This window comes from Streptomyces thermocarboxydovorans (genome assembly GCF_039524635.1).
Taxonomy (GTDB): domain Bacteria; phylum Actinomycetota; class Actinomycetes; order Streptomycetales; family Streptomycetaceae; genus Streptomyces; species Streptomyces thermocarboxydovorans.
Window position 1 is genome coordinate 89,559 of the sequence record NZ_BAAAGU010000017.1, and the last position, 11,414, is coordinate 100,972.

At 69.7% G+C, this 11,414-nt stretch carries 10 protein-coding genes and 1 tRNA gene; 1 reads left to right on the forward strand and 10 read right to left on the reverse strand.

The features are described from left to right. Nucleotides 1–8 precede the first annotated feature (8 nt). Nucleotides 9–81: transfer RNA gene (locus ABD198_RS10530), tRNA-Leu, on the reverse strand. A gap of 105 nt (nt 82–186) precedes the next feature. Between ABD198_RS10530 and ABD198_RS10535 the strand changes: the two genes are divergently transcribed. Beyond that, complete coding sequence (locus ABD198_RS10535; protein ID WP_343999699.1) at nt 187–843, forward strand: ANTAR domain-containing response regulator; 657 nt, start codon at nt 187–189, stop codon at nt 841–843. Between the two features lie 142 nt (nt 844–985). On the opposite strand, the gene ABD198_RS10540 is transcribed toward ABD198_RS10535, so the two are convergent. The 9 genes from ABD198_RS10540 to ABD198_RS10580 all read right to left on the reverse strand — a co-directional run bounded on the left by ABD198_RS10540 (nt 986) and on the right by ABD198_RS10580 (nt 11,203). Next, a complete protein-coding gene (locus ABD198_RS10540) occupies nt 986–1,702 on the reverse strand; it encodes an ABC transporter ATP-binding protein (RefSeq protein WP_343999701.1) in 717 nt (238 codons plus the stop codon). Then, a complete protein-coding gene (locus tag ABD198_RS10545; RefSeq protein WP_343999703.1) occupies nt 1,699–2,607 on the reverse strand; it encodes an ABC transporter ATP-binding protein in 909 nt (302 codons plus the stop codon). Before ABD198_RS10545 ends, ABD198_RS10540 begins: the two co-directional genes overlap by 4 nt. Before the next feature lie 5 nt (nt 2,608–2,612). Beyond that, complete coding sequence (locus ABD198_RS10550) at nt 2,613–4,442, reverse strand: branched-chain amino acid ABC transporter permease (protein WP_343999705.1); 1,830 nt, start codon at nt 4,440–4,442, stop codon at nt 2,613–2,615. Between the two features lie 5 nt (nt 4,443–4,447). Next, a complete protein-coding gene (locus tag ABD198_RS10555; RefSeq protein WP_343999707.1) occupies nt 4,448–5,380 on the reverse strand; it encodes a branched-chain amino acid ABC transporter permease in 933 nt (310 codons plus the stop codon). A gap of 115 nt (nt 5,381–5,495) precedes the next feature. Then, complete coding sequence (locus ABD198_RS10560; protein ID WP_343999709.1) at nt 5,496–6,725, reverse strand: branched-chain amino acid ABC transporter substrate-binding protein; 1,230 nt, start codon at nt 6,723–6,725, stop codon at nt 5,496–5,498. Between the two features lie 287 nt (nt 6,726–7,012). Next, entirely contained in the window at nt 7,013–7,624 is a 612-nt protein-coding gene (locus ABD198_RS10565) for a Tat pathway signal sequence domain protein (RefSeq protein WP_343999711.1), read from the reverse strand. Beyond that, nucleotides 7,621–8,034 (reverse strand): hypothetical protein, encoded by a 414-nt coding sequence (locus tag ABD198_RS10570; protein WP_343999713.1) that lies wholly within the window; start codon nt 8,032–8,034, stop codon nt 7,621–7,623. The genes ABD198_RS10565 and ABD198_RS10570 overlap by 4 nt, the downstream gene beginning before the upstream one ends. 323 nt (nt 8,035–8,357) lie before the next feature. Beyond that, complete coding sequence (locus ABD198_RS10575) at nt 8,358–8,846, reverse strand: PaaI family thioesterase (RefSeq protein WP_343999716.1); 489 nt, start codon at nt 8,844–8,846, stop codon at nt 8,358–8,360. 77 nt (nt 8,847–8,923) lie between these two features. Continuing rightward, a complete protein-coding gene (locus ABD198_RS10580; RefSeq protein ID WP_343999718.1) occupies nt 8,924–11,203 on the reverse strand; it encodes an FdhF/YdeP family oxidoreductase in 2,280 nt (759 codons plus the stop codon). Between the last annotated feature and the right edge of the window lie 211 nt (nt 11,204–11,414).

The window sequence follows — 11,414 nt, forward strand, 5'->3', positions numbered from 1 at the left end:
AGGAAAAGTACCCCGGGTCGGATTCGAACCGACGCTGTATGGTGTTTGAGACCATTGCCTCTACCGCTGGGCTACCGGGGCTCCCTTTGAAACGAAGGCCGGCGGTCACCCGCCGTGCCCCCACCTTATCGCAGCTGGGTACGCTCTTGTCAGCAGTATCTGCCTGCCCCGCACCTAGGAGCTCACGTGAGTGCCCCCGAGTCGCCCCAGCCAGTGGACGTGCCCGAAGACGACAAGTCGCACGTGCCTCCCATGACGACCCGCGTCGTCATCGCCGAGGACGAGGCGCTGATCCGGCTCGACCTCAAAGAGATGCTGGAGGAGGAGGGCTACACCGTCGTCGGGGAGGCGGGCGACGGCGAGCAGGCCATCGAACTGGCCCGTGAGCACCGGCCCGACCTGGTGATCCTCGATGTGAAGATGCCCAAGCTGGACGGCATCTCCGCGGCGGAGAAGATCGCCGAGGAGCGGATCGCCCCGGTGCTGATGCTGACCGCGTTCTCCCAGCGCGACCTGGTGGAGCGGGCCCGCGACGCCGGTGCGATGGCGTACCTGGTCAAGCCGTTCAGCAAGAGCGACGTGGTGCCCGCGATCGAGATGGCCGTCTCGCGGTTCACGGAGCTGAAGGAGCTGGAGCGCGAGGTCGCGGACCTGAGCCAGCGGCTGGAGACCCGCAAGCTGGTGGACCGCGCCAAGTCGGTGCTGCAGACGCAGTACGGGCTGACCGAGCCGGCCGCGTTCCGCTGGATCCAGAAGACGTCCATGGACCGGCGGATGTCCATGCAGCAGGTGGCGCAGGCGGTCATCGACGACGCCGAGGAGAAGAAGGCGTCGAAGGGCTGAGCGCCCCACGAGGGAACGAAGGGCTGAGCTCCCCACGACGGAACGAAAGGCTGAGCCCACGCACCCGGAACCGAGGACGACGCGAGCGGCCCGCGCCCCCGAGGGGGACGCGGGCCGCTCGCGTATGCGGCTGCCGCCGGCCTCAGTCCTCGCCGAGGTACGCCTTGCGCACCGACTCGTCGTGGAGCAGGTCCTGGCCGGAGCCGGTCAGGACGATCTTGCCGACCTCCATCACATGGCCGTGGTCCGCGAGGGACAGCGCGGCCTGGGCGTTCTGCTCGACCAGCAGAATGGTCGTGCCCCGCGACTTCAGCTCGGCGATGGTCGCCATGATCTTCTGCATCATGATCGGCGACAGACCCATCGAGGGCTCGTCGAGCATCAGCAGCTTCGGCTGGGACATCAGCGCCCTGCCCATGGCGAGCATCTGCTGCTCACCGCCGGAGAGGGTGCCCGCGGCCTGCTTGCGGCGCTCCCCGAGGATGGGGAACAGGTCGTAGGCGTGCTGGATGTCCTTCTCGATGCCCGCCTTGTCGTTGCGCAGGAAGGCACCGAGGCGCAGGTTGTCCTCGATGGTCATGCGCGGGAAGATGTGCCGCCCCTCCGGGGAGTGGGCGAGACCGCGGGAGACGATCTCGTGGGCGGGCACCTTCTTCAGCGACTTGCCGTTGAACTTGATCTGGCCGCCGACCGGCTTCAGCAGACCCGACAGGGTGCGCAGGGTCGTCGTCTTGCCGGCGCCGTTGGTGCCGATGAGGGTGACCACTTCACCGGCCTCGACCTTGAACGAGATCCCCTTGACGGCTTCGATCTTGCCGTAGGCGACCCGGAGGTCCTCGACTTCGAGAAGTGCGGTCATCGGTCGTTCTCCTTGGCGGGCGCGGTCTCCGTGGCGGCCTCGGCCGCGGCCTCGGCGGCCTCGACCTCGGCAGCTTCCGCGGCGCCGGGGTCGTTCGCGAGGGGTTCTCCCAGGTAGGCGGCGATCACCCGCTCGTCGCTCTGCACGGTGGCGGCGTCGCCCTCGATCAGCTTCTTGCCCTGGACGAGCACGGCGACGCGGTCACAGAGGTTCATGATGAACCGCATGTCGTGCTCGATGACGAGGACGGCGATGCCCTTGTCGCGGATGGCGAAGATCAGCTCCTCGGCCGCCCGCGTCTCCTGCGGGTTCATGCCGGCCGTGGGCTCGTCGAGGAGCAGCAGGCCCGGCTCGCTGGCCAGCGCCCGCGCGATCTCCAGCTTGCGCTGCTCGCCGTAGGGGAGGTTGCGGGCCAGGTGGTCCGCCTTGCCCGCCAGGCCCACGAACTCCAGCAGCTCCATGGCCCGGGCGCGGCTGGCCGCCTCCGCCTTGTGGAAGCCGGGGCCGCGCAGCAGCGCCGACCACAGGCCCTCCTTGGTGCGGGTGTGGCGGCCGACGAGCACGTTCTCCAGGACCGTCATGTTGGCGAACAGACGGATGTTCTGGAAGGTGCGCGCGATGCCGGCGGCGGTGACCTTGAACGACTTGGGCGGCAGGATCTGGCCCTTGTAGCGGACCTCGCCCTCGGTGGGGATGTACAGGCCGGTCAGGCAGTTGAAGAAGGTCGTCTTGCCGGCGCCGTTGGGGCCGATGAGGCCGACGATCTCGCCGGCGTTCACGGTGAGGTCGACCTCGCTGACGGCGGTGAGGCCGCCGAAGCGCATGGTCACACCGCGGGCGTCGAGGACGGGCTCGCCGGGGGTGGCGCCGGTGGGCGCGCTCTTGGTGGTGGTGTCGGTGGTCATCGTGGTCAGGCCCCTGCCTTGCTGAGGACTGTCGGCGCTTGTGCCTCTTCGTGGAATTCGAGCTGGCGACGCCGGTTCGGGATGAGGCCCTCCGGTCGGTAGCGCATCAGCAGCACGAGCGCGAGGCCGAAGGCGAAGAGCTGGTAGTCGCCGAGGAACTGGAGCTTGGCCGGGATCAGGTAGAGCAGGGCCGCGCCGACCAGCGGTCCGCTGATGGTGCCCATGCCGCCGAGGACGACCGCGGCGAGCAGGAAGGCACTGTTGGGCGGGACCACGTGGGCGAACTGGTACTGCTCCGGCGTCACCGTGTAGGTGACGTGCGCCTGGACGGTGCCCGCGAGACCGGCGAGCGTGGCGCCGAGGGCGAAGGCGATCAGCTTGACGCGGAAGCCGTTGATGCCCATGGCGAGCGCGGCGGTCTCGTCCTCGCGGATCGCCACCCAGGCGCGGCCGATGCGGGAGTCGCTGCTGCGCCGGAAGACGACGACCACGACCAGCGTGATGAGCAGCATCAGCAGGAAGTAGTTGGCGAACCGGGCGATGGTGAACCCGCCGATGGTGTGCTCCTGGCCGAAGTCGAACCCGAGGATGTTGAGGTTCGGGATCGAGGAGATGCCGTTGGAGCCGTTGGTGATGTCGGGTCCGGAGGTGCCGTCCATGTTGAGGACGGCGATGCGGAAGATCTCACCGAAGCCGAGGGTCACGATGGCCAGGTAGTCGCCGCGCAGCCGCAGCGTCGGCGCACCGATGATCACGCCGAACACCATGGCGACCGCCGCGCCGATCAGCGCGCTCGCCCAGAACGGCAGGTGGAAGTCGAACGGGCTGGAGGGGCTGCCGGAGACCATGGCGGCGGCGTAGGCGCCGACACCGAGGAAGGCGACGTAACCGAGGTCGAGCAGGCCGGCCAGACCGACCACGATGTTCAGGCCGAGGGCGACCGTGGCGAAGATCAGGATGTAGACGCCGATCGTCGCGTACTGGTCGTCGGACTGGGTGAAGGGGAACGCGGCCGCCGCGACGAACGCACCGATCAGGGTGACGTTGCGGTGCTTGGCGGTGATGGCGGAGACCCGGCTGATCAGCCCGGCCTTGAAGAGGGCGGCGAAGCCGAAGCCGGCGATGATCAGGAAGCCGACGAACAGCTCGTCGTACTCGGTGCCGATGCCGTAGGTGAAGACGAGCAGACCGACGGCCATGGCGGCCACGATCACCAGGATCTCGGCGAAGCCGGGGAGCTTGCGCGTCGGCGCCTTGACGGGCCCGGTCGCGAACGCCGCCTTGATGACGGCGCCCTGGTGGCGCGCCTTGTGGCGGAACTGCTCCCAGCCGGTGTCCTCCGGGTCGAAGGGGTCCGGGGCCGGCCGCTCGAACGGCAGGGCGAGGGCGCCGAGCAGGGCGAGCAGGGTGACGACGGCCACGACGTAGCCGCCCGGCTCCAGGTTCACCACGCCGCCGAGCTGCACGCTGATCGCGATGACCGTGTACCAGGCGGTGACGAAGGTGCCGAGCGCGGCCAGCTTGAGCGCGCTGTCCGCGCCGGCCGGGACGAGCCAGCGCAGTCCCTTGATGCTGTAGGAGGCGAGGCCGAACAGCGCGGTGAGGCCGCCGCCGACCAGGACCAGGACCTGCAGTCCGCCCGGGTAGCCGTAGACGGTGAGGTCACCGGGGAACGCGGCGGTCCAGGTCCAGGCGAGGAAGGTGGAGATGACGGAGAGCACGCCGCCGGCGGTGGCCAGGGCGCGGCCGGTGCTCTCGGGGAGGCCGACCAGACCCCTGGGCGCAGCGGCGGTGGGGGTGTCGGGGGTCTTGGCTGCTGTGGTCTGTGTGGTCATCGGTGTCACGCCCTGTCCGCGACTCGCTCACCGAGCAGACCTTGAGGCCTGAACAGGAGCACGAGGATGAGGAGAACGAAGGCCCAGACGTTCGCCCAGGACTGGCTGCCGAACTGGTCCATGCCGGGGATGTCGGCGATGTAGGCCGTGGACAGCGCCTCGGCGACACCGAGCACGAGTCCGCCGAGCATCGCTCCGTAGATGTTGCCGATGCCTCCGAGGACCGCGGCGGTGAAGGCCTTCAGGCCGAGGATGAAGCCCATGCGGAACTGGACCTGGCCGTACTTCAGGCCGTAGGCGACGGCGCCGACGGCGGCGAACACGGCACCGAGGGCGAACGCGACCACGATGATGCGGTCGGTGTTGATGCCCATCAGCTTGGCGGTGTCCGGGTCCTGGGCGGTGGCCTGCATGCCGCGGCCGGTGCGCGTCTTCATCACGAACCAGGCCAGGACGGCCATGCTCAGGGGGGCCACGACAAACAGGAAGATGTCGCCGGTCTGGATGGTGACACTGCCGATCTCGAAGGGGCCGCCCTCGATCTGCGGGAAGTTCAGGGAGTCCTCACCGCCGGGGTACCAGGCCCAGATGGCCTGCTGCAGGGCCAGCGAGAGACCGATGGCCGTGATGAGCGGGGCCAGACGCGGGGCGCCCCGCAGGGGGCGGTAGGCGAATCGTTCCGCTCCCACGGCGACCAGGACGGAGACGAGGACGCCCGCGAGGAGCATCAGGGGCAGGGCCACCCACATCGACGTGCCGTCGGGCAGCACGTACAGGTAGACGGTGAGGGCACCGAAGCCACCCACCATGAATATCTCGCCGTGGGCGAAGTTGATGAGCTGGACGATGCCATAGACCATTGTGTAGCCGATGGCGACCAGCCCGTACATGGATCCCAGTAGCAGGCCGTTGACCAGCTGCTGCGGCAGTTCGTTCACCGCATGTCCTCCGAGACGTTCGGAACAAGTTCGACGGATGGGGCCGGATGCGAGTCCGCGCGGGGCGCCAGTGGTGCAGCGCCCCGCGCGGCCTCTAGTTGGTGCGGGTGAAAGCTCAGCCCGTGTAGGTGCCGGACTTCACGGGCTTCCACTCGCCCTTCTCAACGGCGTAGACGGTGAGCTGCTTGTTGGTGGCGTCACCGAACTCGTCGAACGAGACCTTGCCGGTGACTCCGTCGAAGGAGACGTTCTGCATGGCCTCGGTGACCTTCTCGCGGGCGTTGTCGGGCAGCTTGCCGTCGTTGTCCTCGACGACCTTCTTCACGGCCTCGATGATCGCCCAGGCCGAGTCGTAGGAGTAGCCGCCGTAGGCCTCGTAGGCGTCCTTGTAGCCCGCGGCCTTGTAGTTGGCGATGAACTCCTTGGCGGAGGGCAGCTCCTCCACCGGGGCGCCGACCGAGGTGGCCAGGTCGCCGGAGCCGCTCGGGCCGGCCAGCTTGATGAAGTCGGCGCTGTAGATGCCGTCACCGCCGACCAGCGGGATCTTGGCGCCGGCGGCCTTGATCTGCTTGCTGAGCGGGCCGGCCTGCGGGTACTCGCCGCCGTAGTAGACGACGTCGGCACCCGAGTTCTTGACCTTGGTGGCGACCGCGGAGAAGTCCTTGGTGTCCGGGTCGATGTGGTCGGTGCCCACGACCTTGCCGCCGAGCTTCTTGAACTCCGCGGTGAAGGTGGAGGCGAGGCCGGCGCCGTAGGTCTTCTTGTCGTCGATCACGAAGACCTTGCGCTTCTTGGACTCGTTGTACAGGTACTGCGCGGCGAACGGACCCTGGACGGCGTCCGTGGTCGCGGTGCGGAAGTACGACTTGTACGGGCGCTTCTTGGACTTCTGCCAGTCCGTGCCCTGGGTGAGCGCCGGGTTGGTGTTGGCCGGCGACACCTGGACGAGCTTGGCGTCGTCGAAGACCTTCTGCATGGACTCGGCGACGGACGAGTTCAGCGGGCCGACGACGCCGAGGACGTCCTTGTTGGCCACGAAGGTGGTGGCGTTGGCCTGCCCGGAGGAGGGCTGGGCCTGGTCGTCACGGGCGTCGATCTTGAAGGTGACGCCCTCGACGAACTTCTCCTTGTTGGCGATCTTGGCTGCGAGGTCCGCGGAGTTCTTGATCCCGAGGCCCAGCGCGGACAGGTCGCCGGTCAGCGGCGCGTCCACGCCGATGACCACGGTGGTGCCACCGTTGCCCTTGTCCGAGCCGCCGTCGTCGTCGCGCGAACCGCAGGCGGTAAGGGTGAGAGCTCCCGCCGCCAGCGCGGCGGTGATGGCGATGAGCGAACGTTGACGCACGATCCAGTCCTTTCCCCTGACAGCCGCTTCCCGGTGGAAACGGCCGAGTCGAGCGCCGGGCCGAAGTGACAATCGGGCTCCGCGGTGACTGGCCGTGACTCTAAGCGTGTGTGGGGAACGTGGAGGAGAGTCTGACCAATGCTGTGACGCTCTTGTTATGACACGACGTATTGCAGAGCGGTACTGAGTGGGGGGAACGGAGGAATTCTCGCCGATTTGCCCTGTCCGCATGCTGAGAAACTGCAGGACTGGCAGAGGTCCATCAGGCGTCTCGGCGCTTTTGGTGATTACCGGGAATCGTTGCTACAGGCTACTTGCAGGGCCCCGGAGAGGTCCTGTGCGTAGCGGGGGCCGAGGATGAAGCTGTGCGTCTGTATTGCGCGCGTATTACGTAGAGTTACATCCAGAAAAGGGAGGCCGGCCCCCTGGGGAACTTTCCCGCATTCGGTCACCCGGAGGGTGATCGTGATCTTGCGGGGGGAACCTGCCTTTGTCCGGAAAGGCGTGCGTGGGCTGGAGGTCACGGAAAGTCCCGCGTACGGCTGGGAAATCCGGATCATGGTGACCTCAGGTCCGGATTCGACGCTGAGCAGGGCATCGAACCGGAAGTTCCGTTTCCCTGTTCCAGGGGTCCTGACCTGCGGATTCAGATAGGTGAGGGCGGTGACCTGGGACGGGTACGGCGGCGGTGCGGGCGCGGGCCGTTCGGGCCGCGTGGCGTAGAGGTAGCCGGCGCCGGCCAGGACGGCCGCGGCGGTGAGGGAGGCGAGCGTGGCCCTGCGGTGGCGGGCGAAGACCCGTGCCGGCGGCTCGAGTCGAGGCCGGTGACGGGGCGGCGGCGGGGTGCTGTCCCAGGCCCGGGTGCCCTGCCCCGGCTCCACCGGGCCGACACCGCTCATTGCCACGGCCCTTCGCTCGGCCCGCCGTCCTGATACCGCTCGGCGCAGCCCTGCCGCACCTGACGGTCGATCACTCGCTGTGCGGTTTCCGGTCCCTGACGCTGTACCACGGGCCGGGCGGCCGCCACGGCGTCGCGCAGGATCTCGTACTGCCCGTTGGACAGTCCCATCGACTGGTAGTCGCCGTAGGCGGTGCCGGCGAGCACCTCGCGCGACCAGTGCGTCACGAGCTTGACGCAGACCGCCTCGGCGGAGGTGGCGCTCGGGGACGGCGAGGAGGCGGCGGACGCGGAGGCCGCCCCGGAGCCGGGCGCGGAGGCCGTGCCGGGGCCGGACGTGCCGCAGCCGGCCGCCAGGGCGCCGGAGAGGATCAGCGTGGCAAGGACGCATATGCCGTCGGGCCGTCTCACGCGCCGAGTCTCGCGAGCTTCGCGGGGGAGTTCAAGACGGCGACTGGCTCTACATCGGCGACAACGGCACCGAGATCCGCCAGTGCAACTAAGACGTCAACGAGAACGTGACGGTGCGGGTGTGCGAGGCCCGCTACAGCGGGGGCACCCGCTACGGCGACTGGTACTGCAGCGGCTCGGCCAAGTCCTGACGCGGCCCCGCCCGCGCCCCGTGCCCGGCGAGGGCGGGCGCGGGCGGGATGCGGCCGGATCACCGGTGCGGGGGCGGGCCGGCCGCTCCGTCCGTGCCGGTGATCCGGCCGCTCGCGGTCATGCGCGGGCGGTCATCCGCGCGCGTTCACCCGCTCCGCGTCCTTCGGGGTCACGTCGCGCAGCAGGCAGGTCAGGCGGGCGGTGCAGACCCGCTTGTCCTGCTCGTCCGTGATGACGATCTCGTACGTCGCCGTGGAGCGGCCCCGGTGCACGGGCGTGGCCACGCCGGTGACCAGGCCGGAGCGGACGCCCCGGTGGTGGGTGCAGTTCAGGTCGACACCGACGGCGATCTTGGAGCTGCCGCCGTGCAGCATCGAGCCCACCGAGCCGAGGGTCTCCGCCAGCACCGCCGAGGCGCCGCCGTGCAGCAGCCCGTACGGCTGGGTGTTGCCCTCCACCGGCATCGTCCCGACGACCCGCTCGGCCGACGCCTCCAGGATCTGCACGCCCATGCGCGTGCCCAGATGGCCCGCCGAGAACAGCGCCTGGAGGTCCACGCCGAGCGCGGCGTACTCGTCGATGACCTCCTGCGGGAACTTCACCTGCTGCTGCTCGCCCATGGGTCCGGCTCCGTTTCGTCGTGATCGCTTTCGGCGCTGTGCGGCGCTCTGCCGCAACTGCTCGGCTGAGCAAACGCTCAGTCGGCCGCCGATTGTTCCAGACGGACCACTACGGACTTACTGGCCGGGGTATTGCTGACGTCCGCCGTGGCGTCCAGCGGCACCAGCACATTGGTCTCCGGGTAGTACGCGGCGGCGCAGCCGCGGGCCGTCGGGTAGTGCACAACCCGGAAGCCCGGCGCCCGGCGCTCCACCCCGTCCTTCCACTCGCTCACCAGATCCACGTACGAGCCGTCCGCGACCCGCAGCTCCCGCGCGTCCTCGGGGTTGACCAGCACCACCCGCCGGCCGTTGCTGATGCCCCGGTAGCGGTCGTCCAGGCCGTAGATCGTGGTGTTGTACTGGTCGTGCGAGCGCAGCGTCTGCAGCAGCAGCCGGCCCTCCGGCACCCTCGGGTACTCCACGGGCGCCGCGGTGAAGTTGGCCTTCCCGGTGGCGGTGGGGAAGCGGCGCTCGTCGCGCGGGGCGTGCGGGAGCGCGAAGCCCCCGGGGCGGGCCACCTTCGCGTTGAAGTCCTCGAAGCCGGGGACCACCCGCGCGATACGGTCCCGGATCGCCCCGTAGTCCCGCTCGAACTCCTCCCACGGCACCTTGCTGTCCGCGCCGAGCACCCGCCGGGCCAGCCGGCACACGATCGCCGGCTCCGACAGCAGCCAGGGGCTCGCCGGCTCCAGCCGCCCGCGGGAGGCATGCACCATGCCCATGGAGTCCTCGACGGTGACGAACTGCTCCCCGCCCGCCTGCACATCGCGCTCGGTGCGGCCCAGCGTCGGCAGGATCAGCGCCCGCGCGCCGGTGACCGTGTGCGAGCGGTTCAGCTTGGTCGACACATGCACCGTGAGCCGGGCCCGCCGCATCGCCGCCTCGGTGACCTCCGTGTCGGGGGAGGCGGAGACGAAGTTGCCGCCCATGGCGAAGAAGACCTTGGCCTCGCCGTCGCGCAGCGCCCGGATCGCCCGGACCACGTCGTAGCCGTGCCGGCGGGGCGGGGCGAAGCCGAACTCCTTCTCCAGCGCGTCCAGGAAGGCCGGGGAGGGCCGCTCGAAGATGCCCATGGTGCGGTCGCCCTGCACATTGGAGTGGCCGCGCACCGGGCACACGCCCGCGCCGGGCCGGCCGATGTTGCCGCGCAGCAGCAGGAAGTTGACGATCTCCTTGATGGTCGGCACCGCGTGCTTGTGCTGGGTGAGGCCCATCGCCCAGCAGACGATGGTGCGCTTCGAGTCGAGGACCATCCGCAGGCAGCGCTCGATGTCCTCGCGGGTGAGCCCGGTCGCGGCGAGCGTCTCGTCCCAGTCGGCGGCGCGGGCCGCCTCGGCGAACTCCTCGAAGCCGTGCGTGTGCTCCCGCACGAACTCCTCGTCGACGGCGCCCTCCGTCTGCAGGATCAGCTTGTTGAGGAGGCGGAACAGCGCCTGGTCGCCGCCGATGCGGATCTGCAGGAACAGGTCGGTCAGCGCGGCGCCGGCGGTCAGGCCCTTCAGGGTCTGCGGGTTCTTGAAGCGCTCCAGGCCCGCCTCCGGCAGCGGGTTCACGCTGATGATCCGGGCGCCGTTCGCCTTGGCCTTCTCCAGCGCGGTGAGCATCCGCGGATGGTTCGTGCCCGGGTTCTGCCCGGCCACGATGATCAGGTCCGCCTTGTAGAGATCGTCCAGCAGCACGCTGCCCTTGCCGACGCCGAGCGTCTCGGTCAGCGCCGAGCCGGAGGACTCGTGGCACAGGTTGGAGCAGTCGGGCAGATTGTTGGTGCCCAGCTCCCGCGCGAAGAGCTGGTAGAGGAACGCCGCCTCGTTGCTGGTGCGGCCCGAGGTGTAGAAGACGGCCTCGTCGGGGGAGCCGAGCGCGGCGATCTCCTCGGCGACGATGTCGAAGGCGCGCTCCCAGGTGACCGGCTCGTAGTGGGTGCCGCCCTCCGGCAGATACATGGGGTGGGTGAGCCGGCCTTGCTGCCCCAGCCAGTAGCCGCTGCGCCCGGCCAGCTCGGCGACCGGGTGCTCGGCGAAGAACTCGGGCGTCACCCGGCGCAGGGTGGCCTCCTCGGCCACCGCCTTGGCGCCGTTCTCGCAGAACTCCGCCCGGTGCGGCCGGTCCGGCTCCGGCCAGGCGCAGCCCGGACAGTCGAAGCCGCTGCGCTGGTTGACGCTGAGCAGCGTCAGCGCCGTGCGCCTCACGCCCATCTGCCGCTGGGCGGCGCGCAGGGTGTGTCTGATCGCCGTCAGCCCCGCGGCCGCGTGCTTCGGCTCGGCGACCTGCGGCGCGTCCTGCACCGGATCGGCCTTCGGCGGCTTGGCGGCCATCGCGCACTCTCCTTCGGGTACACGTGTGAGGTACGTCTCCGATCCTCGCACGCGGCACCAGCAGGGCTCAGCCCCCGGGTGGGGGGACCCCTGCGGCAGTGCGGTGGGGCGCGGCCGTGCGGTGGGGCGCGGCGGTGCGGTGGGGGAGGCGTGGCGGTGCGGCGGGGCCTCGCGGCGCGGCGCGGCGGTGCGGTGGGGGGCGCGGCGGTGG

Excerpts from the sequence above, each read along its gene's own strand:
- ABD198_RS10540 (WP_343999701.1), bottom strand. The coding sequence starts at position 1,702 with ATGACCGCACTTCTCGAAGTCGAGGACCTCCGGGTCGCCTACGGCAAG.
- ABD198_RS10545 (WP_343999703.1), bottom strand. The coding sequence starts at position 2,607 with ATGACCACCGACACCACCACCAAGAGCGCGCCCACCGGCGCCACCCCC.
- ABD198_RS10550 (WP_343999705.1), bottom strand. The coding sequence starts at position 4,442 with ATGACCACACAGACCACAGCAGCCAAGACCCCCGACACCCCCACCGCC.
- ABD198_RS10565 (WP_343999711.1), bottom strand. The coding sequence starts at position 7,624 with ATGAGCGGTGTCGGCCCGGTGGAGCCGGGGCAGGGCACCCGGGCCTGG.
- ABD198_RS10575 (WP_343999716.1), bottom strand. The coding sequence starts at position 8,846 with ATGGGCGAGCAGCAGCAGGTGAAGTTCCCGCAGGAGGTCATCGACGAG.
- ABD198_RS10580 (WP_343999718.1), bottom strand. The coding sequence starts at position 11,203 with ATGGCCGCCAAGCCGCCGAAGGCCGATCCGGTGCAGGACGCGCCGCAG.